The organism is Levilactobacillus zymae DSM 19395, from assembly GCF_001434115.1.
Lineage (GTDB): Bacteria > Bacillota > Bacilli > Lactobacillales > Lactobacillaceae > Levilactobacillus > Levilactobacillus zymae.
The window spans coordinates 61,682-84,369 of sequence record NZ_AZDW01000032.1; the positions used below are offsets into that span (position 1 = coordinate 61,682).

26 protein-coding genes, 1 tRNA gene and 1 riboswitch are annotated in these 22,688 nt (G+C 53.6%); of the genes, 15 read left to right on the plus strand and 12 right to left on the minus strand.

Translation table 11 applies throughout. The features are described 5' to 3' along the window. Positions 1–86 precede the first annotated feature (86 nt). From FD38_RS07065 to FD38_RS07100, 8 genes are all read left to right on the plus strand, one after another. Positions 87–587 carry a GNAT family N-acetyltransferase gene (locus tag FD38_RS07065; RefSeq protein ID WP_057732708.1) on the plus strand — a complete coding sequence of 167 codons (501 nt, stop codon included), beginning with the start codon at positions 87–89 and terminating at the stop codon, positions 585–587. Positions 588–961: 374 nt separating this feature from the next. Next, positions 962–1,552: a pentapeptide repeat-containing protein gene (locus FD38_RS07070; protein ID WP_057732710.1), complete on the plus strand. Its 591-nt coding sequence runs from the start codon at positions 962–964 to the stop codon at positions 1,550–1,552. Positions 1,553–1,633: 81 nt separating this feature from the next. After that, a complete protein-coding gene (locus FD38_RS07075) occupies positions 1,634–1,996 on the plus strand; it encodes a hypothetical protein (RefSeq protein ID WP_057732711.1) in 363 nt (120 codons plus the stop codon). Positions 1,997–2,160: 164 nt separating this feature from the next. After that, positions 2,161–3,534 carry a DUF2252 domain-containing protein gene (locus FD38_RS07080; RefSeq protein ID WP_057732714.1) on the plus strand — a complete coding sequence of 458 codons (1,374 nt, stop codon included), beginning with the start codon at positions 2,161–2,163 and terminating at the stop codon, positions 3,532–3,534. Positions 3,535–3,669: 135 nt separating this feature from the next. After that, positions 3,670–4,494 carry a Crp/Fnr family transcriptional regulator gene (locus FD38_RS07085; protein WP_225430771.1) on the plus strand — a complete coding sequence of 275 codons (825 nt, stop codon included), beginning with the start codon at positions 3,670–3,672 and terminating at the stop codon, positions 4,492–4,494. Positions 4,495–4,498: 4 nt separating this feature from the next. Continuing rightward, positions 4,499–5,233, plus strand: coding sequence for a nucleoside phosphorylase (locus tag FD38_RS07090; RefSeq protein WP_057732716.1), 735 nt, complete (start codon positions 4,499–4,501; stop codon positions 5,231–5,233). A gap of 2 nt (positions 5,234–5,235) precedes the next feature. Continuing rightward, a complete protein-coding gene (pnuC, locus tag FD38_RS07095) occupies positions 5,236–5,961 on the plus strand; it encodes a nicotinamide riboside transporter PnuC (RefSeq protein WP_057732717.1) in 726 nt (241 codons plus the stop codon). 271 nt (positions 5,962–6,232) lie between these two features. Then, on the plus strand, positions 6,233–7,771 hold the full coding sequence (locus tag FD38_RS07100) for an endonuclease MutS2 (protein WP_057732719.1): 1,539 nt from the start codon (positions 6,233–6,235) through the stop codon (positions 7,769–7,771). Positions 7,772–7,862: 91 nt separating this feature from the next. On the opposite strand, the gene FD38_RS07105 is transcribed toward FD38_RS07100, so the two are convergent. Further along, on the minus strand, positions 7,863–8,582 hold the full coding sequence (locus FD38_RS07105; protein ID WP_057732721.1) for a hypothetical protein: 720 nt from the start codon (positions 8,580–8,582) through the stop codon (positions 7,863–7,865). A 179-nt stretch (positions 8,583–8,761) separates the two neighbouring features. Between FD38_RS07105 and FD38_RS07110 the strand changes: the two genes are divergently transcribed. Further along, the gene (locus tag FD38_RS07110) at positions 8,762–9,034 is read left to right on the plus strand and encodes a DUF2628 domain-containing protein (protein ID WP_147007819.1); all 273 of its coding nucleotides are present in this window, start codon (positions 8,762–8,764) and stop codon (positions 9,032–9,034) included. Positions 9,035–9,095: 61 nt separating this feature from the next. On the opposite strand, the gene FD38_RS07115 is transcribed toward FD38_RS07110, so the two are convergent. The 6 genes from FD38_RS07115 to FD38_RS07140 form a co-directional block, all read right to left on the minus strand. After that, the gene (locus FD38_RS07115) at positions 9,096–10,127 is read right to left on the minus strand and encodes a hypothetical protein (RefSeq protein WP_057732725.1); all 1,032 of its coding nucleotides are present in this window, start codon (positions 10,125–10,127) and stop codon (positions 9,096–9,098) included. A 316-nt stretch (positions 10,128–10,443) separates the two neighbouring features. After that, positions 10,444–10,516, minus strand: a tRNA-Ala gene (locus tag FD38_RS07120). Between the two features lie 151 nt (positions 10,517–10,667). Further along, positions 10,668–11,039 (minus strand): hypothetical protein, encoded by a 372-nt coding sequence (locus FD38_RS07125; protein ID WP_057732727.1) that lies wholly within the window; start codon positions 11,037–11,039, stop codon positions 10,668–10,670. 14 nt (positions 11,040–11,053) lie between these two features. Continuing rightward, positions 11,054–12,265 (minus strand): ABC transporter permease, encoded by a 1,212-nt coding sequence (locus tag FD38_RS07130; protein ID WP_057732729.1) that lies wholly within the window; start codon positions 12,263–12,265, stop codon positions 11,054–11,056. Next, positions 12,258–13,154 carry an ABC transporter ATP-binding protein gene (locus FD38_RS07135; RefSeq protein WP_057732731.1) on the minus strand — a complete coding sequence of 299 codons (897 nt, stop codon included), beginning with the start codon at positions 13,152–13,154 and terminating at the stop codon, positions 12,258–12,260. Before FD38_RS07135 ends, FD38_RS07130 begins: the two co-directional genes overlap by 8 nt. A 168-nt stretch (positions 13,155–13,322) precedes the next feature. Then, positions 13,323–14,639 carry a nucleobase:cation symporter-2 family protein gene (locus tag FD38_RS07140; RefSeq protein WP_057732733.1) on the minus strand — a complete coding sequence of 439 codons (1,317 nt, stop codon included), beginning with the start codon at positions 14,637–14,639 and terminating at the stop codon, positions 13,323–13,325. Between the two features lie 203 nt (positions 14,640–14,842). Further along, a riboswitch (purine riboswitch) is annotated at positions 14,843–14,941 on the minus strand. Positions 14,942–15,242: 301 nt separating this feature from the next. Here FD38_RS07140 and FD38_RS07145 point away from each other — a divergent pair. The 5 genes from FD38_RS07145 to FD38_RS07160 all read left to right on the plus strand — a co-directional run bounded on the left by FD38_RS07145 (position 15,243) and on the right by FD38_RS07160 (position 18,625). Next, entirely contained in the window at positions 15,243–16,217 is a 975-nt protein-coding gene (locus FD38_RS07145; protein WP_057732735.1) for an asparaginase, read from the plus strand. 87 nt (positions 16,218–16,304) lie between these two features. After that, entirely contained in the window at positions 16,305–17,468 is a 1,164-nt protein-coding gene (locus FD38_RS07150) for a hypothetical protein (protein ID WP_057732737.1), read from the plus strand. 18 nt (positions 17,469–17,486) lie between these two features. After that, positions 17,487–17,849, plus strand: a complete 363-nt coding sequence (locus FD38_RS07155) for a hypothetical protein (protein ID WP_057732739.1) — start codon at positions 17,487–17,489, stop codon at positions 17,847–17,849. Further along, on the plus strand, positions 17,839–18,093 hold the full coding sequence (locus tag FD38_RS12780) for a zinc-ribbon domain-containing protein (protein ID WP_147007818.1): 255 nt from the start codon (positions 17,839–17,841) through the stop codon (positions 18,091–18,093). Before FD38_RS07155 ends, FD38_RS12780 begins: the two co-directional genes overlap by 11 nt. Positions 18,094–18,097: 4 nt before the next feature. After that, entirely contained in the window at positions 18,098–18,625 is a 528-nt protein-coding gene (locus FD38_RS07160) for an O-acetyl-ADP-ribose deacetylase (RefSeq protein WP_057732741.1), read from the plus strand. Between the two features lie 59 nt (positions 18,626–18,684). On the opposite strand, the gene FD38_RS07165 is transcribed toward FD38_RS07160, so the two are convergent. Further along, on the minus strand, positions 18,685–18,879 hold the full coding sequence (locus tag FD38_RS07165; protein ID WP_057732743.1) for an LBP_cg2779 family protein: 195 nt from the start codon (positions 18,877–18,879) through the stop codon (positions 18,685–18,687). Between the two features lie 291 nt (positions 18,880–19,170). Between FD38_RS07165 and FD38_RS12785 the strand changes: the two genes are divergently transcribed. Beyond that, the gene (locus FD38_RS12785) at positions 19,171–19,344 is read left to right on the plus strand and encodes a hypothetical protein (protein WP_157058827.1); all 174 of its coding nucleotides are present in this window, start codon (positions 19,171–19,173) and stop codon (positions 19,342–19,344) included. Positions 19,345–19,515: 171 nt separating this feature from the next. Here FD38_RS12785 and FD38_RS07170 read toward each other — a convergent pair whose 3' ends face one another. The 4 genes from FD38_RS07170 to FD38_RS07185 all read right to left on the minus strand — a co-directional run bounded on the left by FD38_RS07170 (position 19,516) and on the right by FD38_RS07185 (position 22,687). Beyond that, complete coding sequence (locus tag FD38_RS07170) at positions 19,516–19,887, minus strand: hypothetical protein (protein ID WP_225430770.1); 372 nt, start codon at positions 19,885–19,887, stop codon at positions 19,516–19,518. Between the two features lie 71 nt (positions 19,888–19,958). Beyond that, positions 19,959–20,609: a thiaminase II gene (tenA, locus tag FD38_RS07175; RefSeq protein ID WP_057732747.1), complete on the minus strand. Its 651-nt coding sequence runs from the start codon at positions 20,607–20,609 to the stop codon at positions 19,959–19,961. Between the two features lie 18 nt (positions 20,610–20,627). Beyond that, positions 20,628–21,281 (minus strand): energy-coupling factor transporter transmembrane component T family protein, encoded by a 654-nt coding sequence (locus FD38_RS07180; protein WP_057732749.1) that lies wholly within the window; start codon positions 21,279–21,281, stop codon positions 20,628–20,630. Continuing rightward, positions 21,278–22,687, minus strand: coding sequence for an ABC transporter ATP-binding protein (locus FD38_RS07185; protein WP_057732751.1), 1,410 nt, complete (start codon positions 22,685–22,687; stop codon positions 21,278–21,280). The genes FD38_RS07180 and FD38_RS07185 overlap by 4 nt, the downstream gene beginning before the upstream one ends. Position 22,688: the final 1 nt, after the last annotated feature.

Genomic DNA, 22,688 nt, shown 5'->3' on the forward strand with positions numbered 1-22,688 from the left:
GTGCGGCCGGGTGCCACGGCGGTGTGACGTGGCGTAACGACTGACGGTGGCCTATAATTAAGCCCCAAAAGGAAGTGTCGGACACTATGACCATCAAGTTTCGCTTAGCGACCCCCGCGGATCTCCCCCGCATCGTGGCCATCTATAATGAAAGTATTCCCGGACGGTTAGCCACCGCCGATTTGACGCCCGTGAGTGTGGCGGACCGGCAGGCGTGGTTTGCCGCGTTTGACCCGGCTAGCCGGCCCATCTGGGTATTCACGCAAGACGCGACCGTTGCCGGGTGGGTCAGCCTAGAATCGTTTTACGGACGCCCCGCGTATTACCAAACGGCCGAGATCAGTCTTTACATCGCCAACGCCTATCACCACCAGGGCCTGGGACAACAGGCGTTAGACTTTGTGTTTGGTCAGCTGGAACCCTTGGGGCTGAAGACCATCGTGGCCTACATCTTTCATCACAATCAGCCCAGCCAGGGTCTCTTCCGCAAGAACGGCTTCACCACCTGGGGGCACCTGCCCGACGTGGCCGTGATGGACGGGCAGTTACGGAGCCTGGATATTTTAGGGCGCCGGTTTCGGGACTAATCGTGTGCGTTAAAAGCCAACAGCGGACCACTCAACGGCCCGCTGTTTTGGTGGACGCAGATTTAACCGGCAGGCGCACTGTCGGCCGCCCCAACTCACGCAATTGTTGGCCACGTTGGACCAGATTTAAACGTTACGGGTAGCGGTGTCTGCGGGGAACCGATTCGCGGCCCCCAAAGCCCGGTCTGACGGGAATTTCTAAAACTTTCATGAGAATTTAGCCGGTTAACGGTGGCTCAGGCGCATTCTGCGGCGTTTTCGAGTCAACCGCACACGTCCGAGGTCACTCGGGCGGCTGGCAACGCTGAGAAGACTCTCAGACAAGTCGCGGGGCGAACGGGTATACTCGTCTTAATCGATAGGAGATGATCAGGATGATAGCCCACCAAACCTTAACTGCCGCGCAACTCGAGCCTTACGAGACCTATAGTGAGTGTACGATCGCGGCGACCAGCCTCCCCGGTAAAGTCAGCGACGTGACCCTCGACAACTGCACCCTGACGGGGATTTGGAGCCAAAGCGAGTGGCTCGATTGTACCTTTCAGAATTTGAACCTGGCCAATCAGGACTGGAACCAAGCGGTCCTCTACCGTTGTCATTTTCAGGGCTGTAACCTCTTGGGAACCAACTTCAGTAATGGCGTCTGGAAGACCGTTCGGTTGACCGACTGCCGCGCGGATTACGCCAACTGGAGTGGAGCGCAGCTGACGGCCTGTGCCGCCCAGACCACGAGCTTGCGCGAAGCCTACTTTCGGGACGTGACCTTTAAACGGGGATTCGTGGCCACCCAGTGCGACCTCGACCAAGCCAGTTTTTGGGAAAGTCCGTTAGCCGGCGTAGACTTAGCCGCCAGTACCTTTGAGCAACTCGAGGTGACTCCCGAGGCGAAATACCTGCGTGGACTGGTCCTGAACGCCTTTCAGGCCGCCACGGTGTTGAGCTTGTTCGGTGTTCGGCTTAAGTAGGTGTTGCTCCCGGTCACCCGGCGGTCCCTGCGCGTATAATGACCCCTGCCAAACGGAAATGGAGACAGGGGGGCACCAATTATGGAAATCGGACCAATCTCGGAATGGGTCGCGGCGATTGCCGAAATTTTAGCGGTCGTGGTGGCGCTGTTTCTGCCGTACTACACGGCCTATAAGGCCAAAAAACACCAGCAACGGAACCTCCGGCTGGTGTTACAAAAGCTAGTCCAAGCGGCGGTGGCCGATGAACCGGACAGCGTCAAGACCTTAGACATTTTCTTGAAGATCTCGTTTCTGGGAAACAGTGACCCGGCCAACGACAATCTCTTGTTGGTGGGTAACCAGGTCCTAGCGCTGTTGAAGGACTCAGCCATCAGTGATTCGGTCAAGCAAGACCGAATCAACGACCTGTTGGGGCAGGTGCAGTTAAGCTTAGAAAATTAGTTGATTGGATAGTCTTAGACTGGATCATCTCGATAATAGAGGTGGTCCAGTTTTTTTAGTGGGTACTGATGAAAGGGCGTTAAACCAAGTGGTGAGTCCTTTTTCGGTGCGTTCTTTAGTCACTGCGGTAAAATAAAAAGTAACGAACATTGGGAGGTGGCGTCATGACGCCAGCAAAATTTAGTACTGGTAAGGTGCAGGTCAACAAAACCGTCGCGGAGCTCCGTGAGATGGGCAAGGCGGCGCGCAATCAGGTGCCGTTCGAACGCCTCGGGGAATTTACCCCCACGGGACGCGATAGTCGGGTCATGATGGATCGGGTGCGTCAACTGTTGATTCCGGAACTCTTACCGGAACGGACACAACGCATGGGGGCCTCGGCGTTTTCCTTTTTCCGGGGGACCGCCGAATTGATGGAAGCCGACCTGGCGCAACAGCCCAACTCGGGCATTCTGACGTTTACCTGTGGTGACGCGCATATCGGGAACTTTGGGTTCTACGCGTCACCGGAACGCCGTTTGTTGTTTGACCTGAACGACTTCGACGAAGCGGGGATCAATCCCTGGGAGTGGGATTTGAAACGCCTGCTGGTCAGCGTCTTGTTAGCGGCGCAGGCTAACGGCGTCAAGGACAAGAAGATTCGCGATTTCCTGCCGGCGGTGGTGGCCAGTTACCGCAAGAGCATCAAGCAGATGTTCGAGCTGAACACGCTGAACCGGTTCTATCCCGCTAATGACGTGGAAAAGATCATTCAGGCCAGTGCGTTGGACGAGGATAGTTCCAAACTGCTGATGAACCTGATCAACCACGCTAATAAGCACGACTCCGAACAAGTCGTCCGCAAATTCACCACGCTGGACGTTCGGGGTGGCCTGTGTTTCCGGGAAAACGCGCCGCGGACCACGCACGTCGACGATGACTTTACCACCCACGTGGCGGACTACTTCGCGGCTTACCGTCAGACGTTGCGCCCGGACGTGAACCTATTGTTGTCGCAGTACCACATCACCGACGTGGTCCGGCACAGCGTCGGGGTCGGGAGTTTCGGGTCGCGCTGTTACCTGATTCTGTTGACCAGTATCGACGGCTCGCACCTGGTCTTACAAGTCAAAGAAGCCTTGCCGACGCGGCGCCGTGGGAGCCAACAGGGAACTCACATCACGGCCGAGTTCGAACAAACCGAAGGCCAACGGATCGTGGATTCCCAGAAGATTCTCCAGTCGGCGTCCGACGTTTTCTTGGGGTACTTCGCCGGCAACGAGCGGAGCTTCTACGTGCGACAGTTCCGGGACATGAAGGAATCGGTGGACCTCACGCAACTCGATTGGGACCAATTCCGGACCTACGCCAACACCTGCGCTTGGACGCTGGCCATGGCGCACGCGGCCAGTCCTACGGCGGGGATGATTCGTGGCTACGTGGGCAACAACGGTAAGACCTTCGACAATCAGCTGGCGACGTTTGCTTGGCTGTACGCCGACCAGGTCCAAACCGATTATCAAGAATTTTGTGAGTACCGGCTGGGGGCGACAGCCTAGTTGGTAAACGGCTCTCGAAAAATCGTGATGATTTTGCGGGGGCCGTTTTTAGCGAAAATTAAAGCGAAAGCGTTCTTTATATTTGGTAGTCTGGTAATAAGCTAACAAGAGATAATTGGGATTTTGTCATTGATTTTGACTGCTATTTCAGGAAAAATAATGGTTTGGGACAAATGTCCTCAATTAAAATCAGTTTTGAACAAAAATTATAGTAAACGGTTACATTTGGTAGACATATTTCATATTAAATTTGACATTTTTTCTTTATTCTATAGTCATAGAGAGGTTGAACTCATCGTGCTTGCAAGCGTTTACGAAACAATCCAATCTAATTCAAAAGTGTATCAACTGGTTAAAACAGCGCCTTTGGAAATTCTCGAGAAGATGACCGTTAAGCGATATGACACTCAGGAGTTTAAATTGGCTCAGGGAAGTCAGTATCCGAATACCTATATTCTCGTAGCTGGCGAGGTCAAAGTTTATCTGGCTGCCGAAACGGGAAAGTCCGTGGTTTTGGACATTTATCAACCAGGAATGTTTATTGGGGAACAGGAAGCGATTGTGGCACAACCCTATAGTGCGTCCATCGTCAATATTTCTCCCGTGACCCTTTTACAGATTTCCAATGCGGATTTTCGGGAATGGACGATGCGGGATCATCGGTTTGCTAATTCCTTAATTTATAACTTATCGGAACAAATCTATCATTTAACCAAACGCACGGAACGGTATAGCCTTTACTCAACCCGGCAACAAATCGGATTTTGCCTACTAACGGATTTAACGGACCAAACGTATATTACCCGTGAACAGGTGACTTACCGGGTGGATACCTCCTTACGTAACGTTAATCGAGTTTTGAAGCAACTTGCAGAACTAGAGATTATCGAAATCAATAAGGGAAGGATTCGGCTTATCAATCGGCAAAAATTACAGCAACTGATTAGAATCGAGGACTAATAATATGACAGAAGAACAACAACCCCATACGCAATTAACTACGGCTATTGATACGGACAGTGCCATTATTGTCGGTGATCCTGCGCGTGTCGATAAGGCCGCTCAACTGATGACAGACGTTCAAGATTGGGCCTATAATCGTGAATACAAATCCATTATAGGCAATTATGCAGGTAAGCGAATTTTGGTAATGTCCACAGGAATCGGAGCGCCATCTACGGGGATTGGTGTTGAAGAATTACATAACGTGAACGTGAAACGGGCAATTCGGGTCGGTTCTGCTGGTGCTATGCAGACCGGAATTAACTTTGGGGACCTTATTATTGGGGAGGGCGTTGTACGAGACGATGGCTTGTCTCGACAATACGTCCCTGAAATTTATCCGGCAGTTCCTGCATTTAACTTAATGGCCTTGGCACACAAGTATGCGCCCCAAGCAGTCTATGGCATCATTCGTTCACATGATGGTTTCTATATGGATAACAACGCCGAAACGGAAGCCTTTTGGTCAACCAAAGGAATTGTTGGCGGTGATATGGAGTCGGGGGCACTTATGACGATTGGACGACAACGTCATATGGAGACCCTCTCAATTCTCAATAATGTGGTCTTATACGAGGGCGATTTAGCTGCTGGCGTGAATGACCTGGTTAACGGGGAATCCGCAATGGCTGCTGGCGAAAAGGCATCCCTTAAATTAGCGTTAGACATTCTTAGTGATCCAAGCTTGGAGGCGTAATCATGGATGTAAAGAAACAACATGGTTGGTGGTTTAATCAATTATTTACGAATTGGAAACCCTTTGAAGTGACCTACGTCACCATTTTGGTTTTAATTCAAGTCGGCGTTTATTTCTTAGCACCCGATAGTTGGATTGGGATGGTTTCGGGAGTTGCCGGAACGCTTTGCCTGGTTTACGGAATGAAGGGACGGAAAATCTCCTTTGTTTTTGGGATTGTGCAGTGTCTAGCGATGACCTATGTCGCGTGGATCAGCCACGCCTACGGGTCTTTTGCGATGGACATCTTCTACGTAATTTCGCAACCCATCGGCTGGTTCATGTGGGGGCACGATGAAGCGACCCACACGTTTAAAACCAATACACGCCGCTGGTTGTTTGTTGGGGCGTTCGTTGCTTGGCTGATTGGTTGGTGGGTCTTGTCCATGCTCCACGGGCAATTACCGTACTTTGATTCAATCAACTTCGTGGTCAGCATCATCGCTCAAGTCCTGTACATCTGCAAGTACCAAGAAAATTGGTCATTGTGGATTGTGGTCAACAGTGCCAATATTCTTTACTGGGGGATCCTTTCGGTTCAAATTATGATTGGGGCCACCTCAATCGGGACCTTGGGGGCTAACTTGTCACAAGTTGCTTTGCAAGCTGCTTTACTGTTTAATTCGTTTTACGCAACGAAGGTATGGGCCAGTGGTGAAGCTGATAATGAAGGGGGCGCCGGGAAATAAGACCGGATTCGTTGGGCTTATTTTAAGCGTTTATCATCGGAAAATTAGGAAGGGAGTCTGCCGTTTATGCGGTCAGGCTCCCTTTTAGTAGGAATTAATTTAAGAACCCGGGGTTTGAATCACCGCCAGGAACATGCTATTCTGGGACTATTCGAGTCAAAAGGAGTGACGTTAATGAGTGCGGTCAACGGTCTGACGCCGTCCCAACTGAACTAGGGCGCGACAATGGACAGACTTCGTTCTCCATTGTCGGGTACCATCAAGGAGAACTATGAATAAAACAATTGAAGAAACACTACAACTAGATACGATTTTAGACGCGGCCGCGCAGCTGACCCACAGCGATTACGCCGCCGACCAACTCCGGCAAACGCCGGTCCAGACCAACCTTAGCGCGGTCCGGCGCGAACTGGCATTGACCCACGAGGCCCACCAGCTGTTGAGTCAAGACGTGATGCTGACGTTCTTTGACCTGGACCAACTCACGGTGATCCACACCAAGTTGGACCAGGGACGCTTGTTGACGGTCGACCAATTGAAGGCCGTTTTGGCGGCGTTGGTCAACTGGCAACGGCTCAGCATCGTTTTGCGCCAACACACCACCGAGATTCCGCAACTGATGGCGTTATTGGCCAAGCAGCCGCCACTGACCGGCCTTCGCGACCGGTTAGACGATGTGCTGGACCTTAACGGGATTCGCGACGATGCGACCCCCGAATTGGCCCAACTGCGTAAGGATAAGGACAAGCAGTCCCGTCAGATTCAACAACAGCTCAGCCAGTTCACGGCCAAGCACTCCCACGAGATGCAGGGCAAGCAGCTGATTCGTCGCGACGGCCACTACTGCGTGCAGCTGAAGGCGACCTACAAGCACAAATTCAAGGGGACGGTCATGGGCCAATCGGCCACCGGTTCCACGGTCTATTTCGAACCGGGAACGGTTACCAAGACCGGTCTGGCCCTCGCCGCCACGTTAGGCGCAGAAGATGCTGAGGTGTACCAGATCTTGGCCACCATGACCGGCGATATCGAGGAACACTGGGCGGACCTGGAAAAGCAGATCGACTTATTGAGTCAACTCGACCAGATCTTCGCCCGGGGGCAGTACGGCCTGGAACATCAGGCTATCTTGCCGAAGCTAAACGGGCAACAGGCGCTGCACATCGTCAATGGGCGCCACCCGTTATTGGGTGAAAAGGCAGTCCCGTTGAACGTGACGCTGACGGCCGACCAAAGTCTGATGATCACCGGGGCCAATTCCGGTGGGAAGACGGTGGTACTGAAAACCATCGCGTTATTCTCGATGATGGTCAAGCTGGGGCTGGAGATTCCGGCCGACGAGGGCACCAACCTGGCCGTCTTTGACCAAGTCATGATCGACATCGGGGACCAACAGAACATGGCGGCTCAGCTGAGTACCTTCTCGGGGGAAATGACCACGCTGGTGAATATCACCAACGATTTGCGGCCTAACGCGCTGATTTTGCTCGACGAAATCGGCAGTGGGACCGACCCGGAAGAGGGAACGGCGCTGGGCATCGCCATCATCCAGTACCTCATCGACCAAGGTGCCAAGCTGGTGGTCACGACCCACTACACGGGCATCAAGAACTACGCGGTGGCCCAACCCCATTTTGTGACCGGGGCGATGGCCTTCGACCGGCAAACGTTGCGGCCGGAATACCGCCTGTTGCTGAATCAGGTTGGGGCCAGTGAAGCCATGTGGTTGGCCGAACGGATCGGGTTGAAGCCGGAAATTCTGGCGTTAGCCAAGGAACAACTAAAAGATAAGCGTCATGAAGACCTGTAATTAAAAAGACTGGCCGCTTTCCCGGATGGGAGAGCGGCCAGTCTTTTGACCAGCAGCAATCTAAGTGTGAAACTGGGGGGTGCTAATGGATTTAACCGAGCGAAGAAATGGCATCACCCAGGGCATCAAAGAGGTTATTAGAAGCCTCGTAAGCATCCTGGTCATTTGAGGAATTCATCGCATCGACGTAACTGCCATAAATGGCAGCTAGTTTAGAATTTGTGATGGAATTGAAGCGGCCTTGGAAGTGTTTGTAGAATTTACCAGCGGCGGCATGATCGGCAGTTGTATCGTTGTTGATACTTGACCAAGAAACGATGTTACTGAGCCCGTTGTAGGCTTGTTGTGGGGTGATATCCGAAAAATCACCGAGTAAGTCGTTTTGAGAGTCTTGGGACATTGTCCGCACAATGCTCAGAACTGCCTTGATATCCTTCTTTTGTTGTGCGTAGGAACGTTTCTTTTGCAGGTTACCACGCCAAGCCCAGCCCTTAACAGAACCGGACTTGTTCTTGACATAGTAATAGACGGCTTTTTTACCATTGGCCTTTTTGATGTTAGCCGACTTGTATGTATAGAGAGTTGTTTTAAGCAGGTGCCGACTACTAGTTGCCTTCTTGGTCAACTTGGCATTCTTGTACAGATAACCGCCGTTGATGTTATAGGCCTGCTTCTTAATGGCCGTTGTCTTTAATACCTTAGCGGCTCGTACTTTAGCTTGAGCGGTTGTCGGTTGATTGTTGGCCAAAATACCCAGGCCCACCGACGTGGTGAGTAAAGTGGTTGCCAGTAAAACACGAGATTTTTGCATAACTAATTTACCCTCCAAATGTTTGATTATAGTTATTGTTGCACAAAAAACAGGTTTATTAAACGTTAAATTAACATTTTGAATAAGATAATTTAAGAATAATGGGAGTGAAGGGTAATTTAAAACTCATTCGCAAGGTTGGGCGAGTTAAACTAAAGGCAAAGGGAGTGAGCACGGTGATGGTCAAGATGCGTCAGCCCCAGACCGTGGAGGTGAAGCAATGTAAAATGGGCGTGAGTTGGACCGCTCTATTTTTCGGTTGCCTGGTCCCGCTGATTCGCCGCGACTGGCCGTGGGGTATCAGTATGTTGGTAACGCAAGTGGTGTTGTTGCCTCGGAGTCTGGTGGCGGGATTGATGGTCAACGTGGTGATGTTTAGTTTCTATAATAAATATTATCTACAGGCTCTCAAGAACAAAGGGTACGTGCTTGTGAAATCAACCATGAAGTAGGACTAAGTGAGCTTGAGGTCGAATAAAAGGTCACCCGGTGGGGGTGACCTTTTTGAAATATCTATTGTAGTCCCTGAATATAGGTCTTAGCTTTTTGTTCATCGAATGCAGATTGCCCATCCTGACTACCCTGTAGGGAATAGGCGTAAGCTTCCGCAATGTTACCAAGGTTGGCATAGAATTGTTTGCTACCGACGTTGACCGTGATGCGGAAGGTTCCAGCGTCACCATTGGTATTATCGTAGGCTTGGAAAACGTGTCCCAGTGACATCTTGAGTTGGTACATCTTTTTCCCAGCTATGTTAACTTTCTTGGTGCCGAAACCCTTCAATGGTTTTGCTAGGTAGTAGGTGTAAACGGATTTGCCTCGGGTAAACTTTTTGATTTTAATCGATTGCGAAATTTTCGTATAATTTGGCGTTCCCGCTTTAGTGGCGTAGTTGTGATAGTAATTGAGATAATTGTCTGCCGTGACCGTTACAAAGCCATTGTTGTTTTTATCTTGATCAAAATAGGATTGCGCGTTTTTCTGGTAAAGGTCTGGCAAGTTAGAGTAGGCACCGTAAGCAAACGCTGTCTTGGAAGTGTGCTTGGTTAAAAATGCGGTTTGCGCTGCCTGGCTTAGCTTGGTCATCGACACTGCCGATTGCCATTTAGAGCCAATGGTGCGGAAAACCTTTTTCTGATTTTTCTTGGATAGCGTCGTTGTCTTAACGTTGGCAACGCCCCAGGTATTTATGTTACCAACGACCACTGAGTGTTTACCCAGCGTAACGCCATGAGTTCGGTTCTGATTGCCAACGGTTAACTTATTGCCGATTGTAAACACATCGGGCTCAAAGGGCTGAACCACGCGACTACTCATATTATGGCGAGTTAACTTGGTCAGGTTGCGAATCCCCACCTTGTCAAATTCACGGTCGATTTTTTGACTGGTTTTAGTCGTCTTTTGGTCAAGCTTGGCATAACTAGCCAACCGGGTCTTTTGACTCTTACTCATGGCGCTTGCCGTTGTCCCCGCGGTAAGGCCAATTCCTGCTACTACCCCAATCAGCATGAGAGCAGCGGCGTAGTTGTGTGTTAACTTTTTCATGTAGTTACCCCCTAAGATATGTATGGTACACAAGTAGTGTAACGCTGCTGAGCGTAAATTAAAAACCATCCCCTGAATAGGAAAGATGGTTAGCTGTTGAGGTGTAGGGGAGAGTATCTATGAAAAAAACAAAAACTGCTAGCCGTTAAGCTAACAGTTAAAACTCCTACCATCGCTGATTGTTTTATTATTGTGTGAATGCCATATTTAACGCCATTTAATGTTACGAGACGGCATTTAGTCATTATGTGCTAAACCAGAAACGCCGTCATATCAGCGCCTTGAAACAGGTACTTTAGTCCCGAATACACAAAAATGGATCCTACCGGATTTGAACCGACGACCTCCTGCATGCGAAGCAGGCGCTCTCCCAACTGAGCTAAGGACCCAAAAAACTTACGTGTTTAATTATAGCACTTTCCACCAAAAAGTTAATCGGGAATCTTAATTTTAGGCAAACGCTTTCCGGTTAATGACCAGTGAAAACACAAACCGACCGCCCAACCGGGAATGTTTCCCCGTCGGACGGTCGGTTTAAGTCTAGTGACGGCTACTGCGGTGCGTGCCGCTGCCGTGATCCTTGACCACGTGGCGCTTGAACTTAGGGCCGGTGGCGTCGGGAACAAATTTGAAATGCCGCAGGCGACCGGCGTACGGCTGGCCGCTATAACGAATCTGAATCCAGCCCTGCATTGCGCGAGCCATGCCTTGCGCGGCGGCGACCAAATCGTCGCGGTGTTCGGCGCGCGCGGCGTCCTGGAGATCACCGGTCAGACGGTCGATCAACTTGCGGTGATAGTCCAGGAGTTCCTGGGTGAATGGGGCGTTACGGTAACTGTTAAACAGTTTTTGGATTTCGGTCAGGGCGTCCGTCACGTTTGACGGTTGGTAATAACGTTCTTTTTCCGCCATATCAAGACTCCTTTCTAATGACGTTGGAAGAGATGTTGCCAGACGCTGTGACTATCGGTCTGCAACATCAGGTGTTGGTATTTGCGGCCGATGTATCCGGCCAGCGCGGCCACCGTCAAGAGCGCTAACCCCAGCGAGAGCCATTGTGTGCCCAGACTGACGGTGCCGTTGATGATGCGCATCGGCATGAAGTACGACGACAGAAACGGGACGTAGGACATGATTTTGACCGGTAGGGCATCCAGGTTGTTCTGGAAGGGGAAGGTGGCGAAGAAGCCGACCATCCCCAGCATGACCACCGGTTGAGCGGCCTTGGAGGCGTCCTCGGCCTTGGCGACCACGGCCCCACTGTAGGCGGCGACCAGGGTGAACAGCACCACGCCGACTAAGAGGTACAGCAGGTTGAGGTTCAAGAGGTTGTGCAGGATCGCCGTGACCAGGGTGTGGTACTGGGTCCACATCGCGTGTAAATGCGGGCGACTCAGCGCCCAACTGTAGATGGCCCAGCCACCCAGGAGATAAATGGCAATCTGGGTCAGAATTACCAATAAAATCCCGCAAATTTTACCCACGAAGTAACTGACCGCGGTGGTGCTGGAGAAGATGATTTCCATGATCTTGGTGCCCTTATCGGAGGCGATTTCCTGGGCGGTGATCGAGGCGTAGGTCACCAGGATGATGTAGATCATGGTGACAATCAGCCAAAACGAAATGGTCTTAGCTAGGTTAGCTGTCCCGGTGCTGGCCGCGATGTGCTGGGTCAGCTTGGGCGTACGTTGGAGCAGCCGTTGCTGTTTAGCCGTCAGCTTGGCTTGTTGATAATTGGTGACCTGCTGGGTCTGGGCCAGGTAGTTTTGGACCTGGGCCTTGAGTCCCTTGCCCAGGGCTTTCGGCCCGTGGTAGTCGGCGCGCAGTTGGTGGTCGGTCTGGCGCAAAACCAGGTAGCCGGCCAGATGGTTTTGGTGCAAAGCTTTTTTAGCGGCGGTCACCGTGGTGATCTGTTTATCGATATTCGAGGGGTTCTCAGCGATAAAGTTTTGCCGGAGCGCCGGCGTCTCGGCGATGACCGCGATGTTTTGGCTGCTGGCGTTACTGCGACTGCTGACGTAGGTGATGCCCACGGTCAGCCCCAGCATCAGAAACGGGCCTAAGACCATGAAGAAGAAACTCCAGGACTTGACCTGACGCAGGTAGGTCTCGCAGGTGACAATCCAGGTTTTAAGCATGGTCTTCACCCACCTTCAAGCGGAAAATCTCATCGAGTGTCGGCGGTTGTTGGCTGAACTCCTCGATGTAGTGGCCCTGGGTCAGTTCTTGGAAAATGGCGGGACCGGCCTGCGCAGTGGTCAGGTGCAGACGGTATTGTCCCGGTTGCCGGACCGTGACGCTGGCCACGCCGGGCAGGGCGGCCAAGCGGTCGGTCGACCAGTCGGTGGTCACGAACAGCTCGGTCTTGCCGAACTGGTTGCGGACGTCCTGTAAGGTGCCATGGAGGACCACGTTACCGGTGCGCAGCATCACCAGCTGGTCGCAAAGTTCCGTGACGTTTTCCATGTCGTGACTGGAGAAGATGATGGCCGCGCCGCGTTGTTTGGCGTCGAGGATGGCGCGTTTCAACAGGTCGGCGTTGACCGGGTCCAGGCCACTAAAGGGTTCGTCGAGGATCAGCAGGTCGGGACGGTGAATCAGGGTGCAGATCAACTGGACCTTCTGCTGGTTCCCCTTGGACAACGCGCCAATCTTACTCTTGCGCGTGCCCTTGACGGCAAAGCGCGCCAGCCAATCGTCGATTTGAGGGCGAATGTCGCGGGCCTTTTGCCCCTTCAAGCGGGCCAGGTAGACGATTTGTTGTTCGATGGTCAGCTTGGTCATCAGGCTGCGTTCCTCGGGGAGGTAGCCGATGTGGTTGAAGTCTTGGGGGGTGAAGGCGTGCCCCTGCCAGGTGATCTGGCCGTCATAGGTGATGAAGTTCAGGATACTGTGAAAGGTGGTCGATTTGCCGGCCCCGTTTTGCCCAATCAGGCCGAGGATCTGCCCGTTGGCCACGTCGAAACTGACGTCGTTTAGCGCCAGAACGTCGTCGAAGCGTTTACGAATGTGTTGAATACTTAACATGGCGGAACTCCCTTGATTTAGAAGTTGAACGCGGCGAACACGCGCCGCCGTTCAGTGAGGGGAAGCCGGGCAAGACGCCGCGACTCGTAGTCCTATTATACGTGAGTTGGGGAACAGAAAAAAGCCGTTAGCCAGCAAGGTTTGGCTAACGACTTCCGTAAGTGATGGTTAGTGTTTAGGTTGGGCGTCGCTATTGACCTGCGCTTGGGCGGGGTGTGGCAGACGACTCGGCCGCATGTTGAAGATGACGTTTAAGATGACCGCGGAGAAACTCCCGATGACTACCCCGTTGTTGACGATGATCTGAATGGCTTGGGGCAGGTCTTGGAAGATTTGGGGATAGACGGTTACGCCCAACCCCAAGCCGATGGAAATCGCGGAGACCAGCAGGTTGTTGTTATCCTTGAAGTCCACCTGTTGGAGCATCCGGATCCCCTGGACCCCGACCATGCCGAACATCACGATCATGGCACCACCCAAGACGGGGGCGGGGATGACCGTGGCCAACGCGCCGACTTTGGGCAACAGGCCTAAAAGTAGCAGGAAGGCCGCCGAGAAGTAGATGGGCTTGCGGGTCTTAACGCCGGAAAGTTGGACGACCCCGACGTTTTCGGAGAAGGTCGAATACGGGAAGGTGTTGAACAGGCCCCCCAAGATCACGGCAACCCCTTCGGCGCGGTAACCGCGCTTGAGGTCGGCCTCTTCAATCTTGCGACCGGTGATTTCGCCTAAAGCGAAGAACACCCCGGTGGACTCGACCATGGTGGTCAGCGAGACCAGAATCATGGTCAGAATCGATGACCATTCGAACTTGGGCGTCCCGAAGTAGAAGAATTGGGGCAGGTGGAACCAACTGGCCTGACCCACGGGGCTTAAGGAGACCATGCCCAGCCAACTCGCCACGACGGTTCCCAGTAAAATGCCTAACAGGATGGATAAGGACTTAAGAAAGCCCTTCGCGAAGGCGTTCAGACCTAAGATCACGGCGATGGTGAAGAACCCCACGGCTAAGAATTTCAAGTCGCCGAAGTTCTTTGCGGTCACGTCGCCACCCCCGAGGTCTTGGAAACCCACGGGAATCAGGGTGAAGCCGATAATGGTGATCAACGACCCGGTCACCACGGGCGGGAAGAGGTGCTTGATCTTCGAGAACCACCCGGCGCTCAGGAACACGAAGATTCCAGCCCCGATGATGGCCCCGTACATGGTCCCGATGCCGTAGCTTTTCCCGATGGCGGTCAGAGGCGTCACGGCTTGAACCGCACACCCCAGGACCACAGGGAGCGCAATCCCGGTCAACCGGGTGCGCTTGAGTTGTAGGAGAGTGGCAATCCCACACATGAAGATGTCCGCGCTGATCAGGTAAGCCATCTGAATAGCGTTGAAGTGTAACGCACCCCCGATGAGCAGGGGAACCAGGACGTCACCGGAATACATAGCTAATAAGTGCTGAAACCCGAGAATGGCGGCTTGCCACGTGGACAAAGATTGACCTTTGTTCGGGTTTTGAGACGAATGGGGTGTTCGTGCTGGTGTTGCGGACTTTGCGGATTGCAAAAAAGCTTCCTCCTTACGGTAATTGTCTACTGATCAGGCGGGGGCTTTAATGAAAACAAAAAAGACCCTCTTTGCAAAAAGAGCGTCTTGAAAACTCTGCCGATGAACTCTTTTCATCGGCAAAAAGAGTTCGGGGGCCTCAATTTGCTTATAGTCTAGAATTTACGGTTCTAGGTAGAAACTCGCCAACCTTATCATGGCATTATATAGGCAATTACGATTATAGTTTGTTTGGAATACTGCTTACTTTAGCACGAAAAAATGAAAAACACAACGGCATTTTCACTTTTTTATCTTCCGCCAGAGGGCACGAAAACTGTCGCCGAACCACTTTAAGAGGGGCCCCCAGTCGGCCAGGCCCCCGGAAGAACTGTATTTCTTAGGGTGAACAACGGGACCAGGACGATAATAATCATTCGACTTTTTTGGATCTTGAGCCATCGGTGTCAACTCCCTTCACGTCTATCCTTAAATTTTAACGCAAATGGGGTACAATATGGGTACTCATTTAAGCGAGAAGGGAAGAATATCATGAAAAAGATTTTAGCCATTCACACCGGGGGCACAATTTCGATGTCGCAAAACGACCAGGGGGAAATCGTGCCTAACGCCCAGAATCCCATCGCCCAACAGGCCACTATTCTGGACGGGAAGGTGCAACTGATCACCGACGAACTCTTCAACCTGCCGTCGCCCCACGTGACGCCGGTCCAGATGCTAGCCATCAAGCAGCGCATCGTGCGGGCCATTGCGGCGGGCATCGACGGCGTGGTGATCACTCACGGAACCGACACCCTAGAAGAAACGGCCTATTTTTTGGACCTGACGTTACCGGACACCATCCCGGTGGTGGTGACCGGCGCCATGCGGTCGTCCAACGAAGTGGGGTCCGACGGCCTACATAACTTCCAGTCGGCCATCCAGGTCGCGGCGGCGGACGTGTCGCGGGGCAAGGGCGTCATGGTGGTTATGAACGACGAAATCCACACGGCGCGCTACGTGACCAAGACCCACACCACCAACGTAGCCACGTTTCGGACGCCGACCTTTGGCCCGATTGGCTTGGTGGTCAAGGATCACCCGACCTACTTCCAGCAACTGATTCGCCAAGAGTTCTGCGACATTGACCACGTGGTCGACCACGTGTATCTGCTTAAGGCCTTTGCGGGGATGGACGGGACGTTCTTCGACGCGTTAAACAACGATCAAACGGCCGGCCTAGTCATCGAAGGCCTGGGGGCGGGGAACTTACCCCCGCAAACGTTACCGGCCGTCCAACGCCTCTTAGACCGGCAGATTCCCATCGTGTTGGTCTCACGGTGCTACAACGGGGTCGCCGAAGACATCTACGACTATCAAGGCGGTGGCATCGAATTACGCAAGATGGGGTTGATGCTGTGCCAAGGCCTGAACGGGCAAAAGGCCCGGATCAAGTTACTGGTCGGGCTAAGCGCCGGACTACCCAACGATGCCTTACGGGAATTCTTGAAGACGGCGGTTTCTTAACCGGGTCGGCGTGGCCCTTGGCGAGCTATTTAGGACCATATATGGTAGAATTTTTAAAATGGTAAAAATATAGAAGGGGGCCGTTCAATGAATTCCATTGTTGATGATTTAAACCGGGCACTCGCCCAACGGCTCTTGGTCAACGTGTACCAAACCAACCAGGACGTCGTGTACACGGGATACGTGACCACGGTCGGGAAAACCGGCATGATTTTAGCGACCTACGACGATTACGGGCTGTCCGACGGGGCGGTATTTTTAGCCCTAGACGTGATCGACGAGGTCGAATTCTCCAGCAACGACCTGGATAACATGGCCTTTCGGATGCAGACCGCTCAAGAGGAACGGTTCGTGCAGGCCGGGGGCTTGACCATGCGGTTCGACGGTCAACGCGACCTACGCCGCCAGATCCTCAGCCACGCCTGGGTGGACCACCTGGTCGTGATGCTGGTCTTGGCTAACGACCAACGCTTCTACGAGGGCCTGGTGACCCACGTGGGGAGCGAGACCGTGACCGTGCAGATCTTAAATAAATTTGATTATACGGACCAACCGCGACGGGAACTGAATCCCGATGACATCGAAGTCATCGAGTTTCAGGGTCAAGAATTGTCCTTACAGAGTTTAGCGGCGCCGCGCTTACAGCAACTCACGCACGTGGACCCCGAGGTCATCACGGCGGCAGACCAGATGCGCGAAACACTTGCTCGCCTGGTCGACCAGGATGCCTTGGTGGCTTTGGTTCCCGAACACGACCGCGAACTGTTCTTCGTGGGGCGGGTCAATACCTTGACGCGTAACGCCGTGATTCTCAGTCTGGTGGACATGACCGGGCAGTTCGGCGGGTACACGGTGATGCGGCTCAGCGAGTTGCACGCGGTCCTGTTGCAGTCCGATTATCTCCAAACCATGCGCTTATTTACGTTATTAAACCGGGCCAACCGGCACCAAATCCAGCCGGTCCTAAACGACGAACGGCTCTTTGACGCCACGGTCGATCAATTTAGCGCCCGGCTGACCCAGGCCGCGGCGTTTCACACCGTGATTCGCTTGAAGTTACACGACGGCAACAGCCTGCTGGGTTATCCCAGTCAGGTGGGCGCCAAACGCTTTATTTTCCACCAAGTCGACGAGGGGCAACTCGACCAAGTCGGCAAGATCTATCAGGTCGCAGACGTTGACGAACTGGCCTTTGGCTACCTCGACGCCTATTTGACCGAACGTCAGTTGAAGGTTGAGGGGGATTTATAACCTAAAGGGGTGACGGAGATGCACTGGAAGACCTGGCCGCGTTGGTTGCGGGATACCTGTTCCGTGGTCGGCGCCATGTCGCTACTGTTGATTGGGTACGATCTGTTTGTCGCGACCAAGGTGGTGTGGTGGCAGGTGCCGCTGCAGATCCTGGTGGCGTTTATTGCCGTGGGCCTGTGGAGCTTCTATAGCTACCGTAGTCAGGCCAAACGGCGGGCGGCCGAGCACCAAAAGGCCTTAGCCGCACAACAACGGGCGGAACGGTTGGCCGAGCAACGACAAGCCGCTGCTCAGCAGGCCGCCGAGACACAGCGGCGCAACCGCCAGCGTAACCAGCATCAGCAGCAACGTTCACCGGAAAGGGACCAACATGACAGCTAACTTACGATTTTGTCCGCACTGTGGCGCGCCCGTGACGGCGCAAGACCAGACGTGTCCGCAGTGTCATACGGATTTACGGCCGTTTCGCGCGACCGCCACGGCGCCGGCAACTTCCCAGAAGTTGAACCTGAACGCCTTGTACGCGAACCCGTATAAAGAAGGCATGAAACGACTCAAGCAACGGGATGGGGCGCCTACAGCGAAGAAAACGCATCACTGGTGGTGGCCCTGGTCAAAGGAGTGACGACATGGCGCAGTTTAAGGTGATTCAAGGCGATATTACGCACAGCCACGTGGACGCCATTGTTAACGCGGCCAACACCACCCTGTTAGGGGGCGGTGGGGTCGACGGGGCGATCCATCGCGCGGCGGGACCGGAACTTTTTGCGGCCTGCGTGCCCTTAAACGGGTGTGCGACTGGCGAAGCCAAGATCACGCCGGGGTTTCGGCTACCGGCCCAGTGGGTGATCCATACACCGGGTCCGGTCTGGCACGGGGGGACGCGCGGGGAGGCCCAATTGTTGGCCAACTCGTACCGGCACAGCCTGGACCTGGCCGCGCAACGGGGCTGTCACAGCGTGGACTTCCCGTCGATCAGTACGGGGGTCTATGGCTACCCGTTAGACGCGGCGGCGCAGGTGGCGACCCGGACGATTGCGACCTGGTTGACCGCCCACCCGGACGTGACGGTGCGCCTGGTGGCCTTTGACGATCGCACGGCGCAGGCCTATCAACGGGCTTGGGCCACACAAACCGCCCCGAATGATGAAAATTAAACTAAAAAAACGAGCCCGGTGAAGGTAACTTCATCCGGACTCGTTTCTGTTATGGCGTCTTAGTGGGGTTTCTTGGCGATTAAACTTTGAAGCGCGCTTTGTTCGTCACTATTGGGTTGCAGTTCACCGGTTTTGATGGCGTGAAATTTCTCGACCGTCAGGCGGGAACCATAGGCCATCTCGCCGTCGGTTTTATCGTATTTCTTTTGGTAGGCGATGATTGCTTCAGCCAGACTACTTAATTCTTGACTCATTCATAATCCCTCCAAATGATAATCCTACTTGCTGCTCACCCTTCATTATACTAAAGTTTGGTAAAAGGGGCGCAATAAGTCCTTCCAAACGGTAAAAGTTTTGATTTTGACTTGATGATTGCGGTAAAATTGCGTAAACTAAAAAACAATATGACAATTCCCCGTTAACGCGCAGTCTTAAAACTGTTAGCGAATTTTCGATGTTCTGTCACGGTTTTGTGATGTTCGGCGGTTAAGCTAGGCTCTAGTTTTTAATTTCCGACCCGACACAAGACTTAATGAGGTGGCAACATGAATTTACAACGGGTAATTACCGGCCTGGGAATCGCCATTGTGATGCTGGCCGTTGTCAGCGGTCTGTCATGGTTTATGATGGGCAAGGGCTTCACCCCACAATCGCAAATACATTCCCGGCCCAACCACCCGCCGTACGCGCGGGTCACGCCGCAGTCACCTGCGGACTAATCTGGAACCGGGACACCGGTAGGGTTTTCTTTAAATATCGGTAATCATAATGATTACATGACTACAGTCTTTTGTAGTTTATCAAGCAGGGAAGCAGGTCAACTTCGGTTGGCCTGTTTTCTTTTGTATCAAAAAACCGTGACCCGTAAGTCACGGTTTTGGAAATTAACGTTAGAATTGCGGCCAGTTGGTGTGGTTTTGGCGCACGTCGCGCCGCAGACCGAAGCAAAAAATCAGAAAGACCGCCACCGCAATGGCGAGTAAGATGGTCCACAGCCAGGCTTGGGTGTGAATGAACACGAAGTAGCCCACGCCCAGGGTGCTGAGGGCAATCAGGCTTAACCGTAGGCCCAGCGACCGGTCGTGAAGAAACGCCACGGCGAGGGCCAGAACCACGGCACCGCCGAACATGTCGTCGCCGCTCACCACCGTGCCGGGACGGGTAATCAGGGCGTAGCCTTCAATGACTACCCCTAAAATCAAGGCCAAGAACCCAAATAATTCTAAGAATGATAATTGCCGTAAGTTTTTCAACGGACTCACCACTTTCTCTATCGGTGTAAGTCCATTATAGGGCAAGCCGACTAACTTGAGAAACGGAACGCCCCGTGAGGTCAGAGTTGCCACGTTTCGTGGTCTAACGCCATCTGCCAGAAGTGGCATTCGTACCAGCTACTCTTCTGAAAGGCGGCCAACAGCGCCGACGTATTTTCCGGCGTGGCGACCCGATTAGTTAACGCGAGTTGGGCGGTCATCGCGTCGGTATAGTCGTTAGCGGTGTAGGTATCGATCCAGGTCTGGTAGATGGGCACGGGCGACCCGGTCCGGGCCAACTCCGCGCCGATTTCGGCGTACAGCCAGTAACACGGTAACAGACCAGCAATGGCCCCGGGCGTCCCGGCCGTGACCAACATCCGGTACAAGTGACTGGTGTAGGCGTAATTCGTAGGCGCCACCGGGGTTGCCGCGATTTCGGCCGGGGTGATATCGAGTTCTCGGTAGAACGTCTGGCGATTAGCGACCTCGCCGTCTTCAAGACTCTGTGCGCCGGCCCGCAGTTGCGCAGCCGCCGCGGCATCGGTGGTTTGTTGGGCGGCCAGTTCGTGGACCTTAGCAAATGCTTGCAGATAATAATGATCTTGAATCAAATAGTACCGAAACGTACTCAGGGGTAAGGTTCCAGCCTGGAGCGCCTGAATGAACGGGTGGTGCTTGGAGGCGTTCCAGCTAGCTAACGTGGCGGTATGGGCGTCATCGGTAAACATCAAAAAGCTCCTTTCGAGTTAGGGCAGGCCTAAGCAAAGGCCAACTTGGACTAATGCTAAGCTACCAACGAAGTAGACCCAGTCGCGGGAGCGCAGGGGGATGGTCAGCGCGTAAGTTCGCGGGGCCCCTTCCACGTAACCGTGCGAGGTCATGGCGTCGGCCAATTGCTCGGACCAGGTCATGGCGGTCAAAATGACCTTAAAGTACAGTTGCGGCGACCAGACGTGGAGCACCTGGCCCCGCATTAATGCGGCGGCGCGCACGGTGGCCACCTCCGCGCGAATCTTGGGAAACAGGTTAAAAGCGGCAAGAAAGCCGTAAGCAAATTTCGACGGTAGCTTCGCGTTTTGTTCCAGCGAGCGGGTGAGGTCTAAGGGCGCCGTTGTTTGGGTGAAGGTCGCCCCCAGGTAGACGTACACGAACATCCGGGTAAACAGGACGATCAAGAAATGGGGGCTGGCGTTTCCCCGGAGCATCAACGACCAGACTAGGGCACTGGCGAAGAAAAGCGGGACGGCCGTCAACCACAGGAGCGTGCGCAACCGGATGTGGGCCAGTAACAGGATGACTAGACCCACAACAATCAGGGCAACGTTGACCGTCCAGACCTGGGTGAACGAGACCTCCAACGCAATTAAGACGATGACGGTTAGTTTTAAGGTAGGATTCACGGTGTCGCCTCCTGATAAACAAATTGTTGGTGGGTCAACGCCAGGTGATAGTCCACGTAGTCGTTGAGGCCACCGAGTTGGTGACTGATCATCACCAGCGTTAAGTGCAGGTCCCGTTGGGTGGTGGTCAGGAGTTTCAAGGCCGCTTGAACGGATTGCAGGTCGAGTCCTTTCAGGGGTTCGTCGAGCAGGAGAACGTCGGGGGCCATGATCAGCATGCACAGAAGTTGGAGCTTTTTCTGTTGACCACTGCTGAGGGAATAAATGATCTGTTGGTCGCGGCCGGCTAAGTTCAATTGCTCGAGGGCCGTTTGAATCCGGTCGGGCGTGAAGTAAGTCGCGTTGCCGTACTTTTGGGACAGGGCCAACTCTTCGGCGACCGTGACGTTGAGAAATTGGGCCGTGGCGGCTTGAAACATCAGGCTGACGTGACGAGCGTAAGTTCGCCGGCGTAACCGTTGGATGTCTTGCCCCTGATAGGCTAAGGTTCCTTGATAAGCCCCTAACCGGACTAATGCCCGGAAGAAGGTCGACTTGCCACTGCCGTTCGGTCCCGTGATCAGGGTCAGCTTGTGGGCCAAGAGTTTTAAGTCTTGGGGCCGAACCAGTACCCGGTCGTTACGCGTGAGACCAAATTGTTGCCCCTGCAGGCAGGCTTCGGCGGTTGCGGTGGGCCGCTGGACGTGGGTCAGCCGCAGGCGTTCCGGGGTAAAAGCCGCTAAACGTTCTTGCGTGGCGGTTGCCGAAAGGGTGGTCAGTTGCCCGGCGTGGAGCACCGTTAAATGGTCGACCCACTGCGCGTAGCCACTAAGATCGTGGTCGGCTAAGATGATGGTCTTCCCCTGCTGGTGGCAAAGCTGGACCAACCGTGTGAGTAACGTTTGACGGGTGGCGGGGTCAATGCTGGCGAAGGGTTCGTCGAGTAAGATCACATCGCTATCCATGGCCACGATGATGGCTAAAGCGACCTTTTGCTGTTCGCCGCCGGATAGCTGCATCAAGGACCGATCGCGCAGAGCGGTGATTCCCACGAAGTCTAGGGCCGCCGTGATTTTAGCGGCCATGTCGGCGGGAGCGACCTGCTGATTTTCCAGCGCAAAGCGCAACTCGTTGGTCACGGTGTCCATGGTAAATTGCGTGCTAGGCTCCTGAAAGAGAAGCGCCACGGTTCGGGAACGTTGGGTGGCTGGCTGGTCGGTGAGGGCTTGCCCGTCGAAGGTCAGCTGGGCGTCGGCTGGCAGCGGGGTGAGGCCCGCGATGAAGCGTAACAGCGTGGTTTTGCCACTCCCGGACGGCCCGGTGAGTAGGGAAAAACGACCGCCGGGAAAGGTGGCCGTGAGATCCCGTAAGACGGGGGCTTGGTGTGCCGGGGCATAAGTTAAGTTTTGAATGGTGACGGTCGCCAAA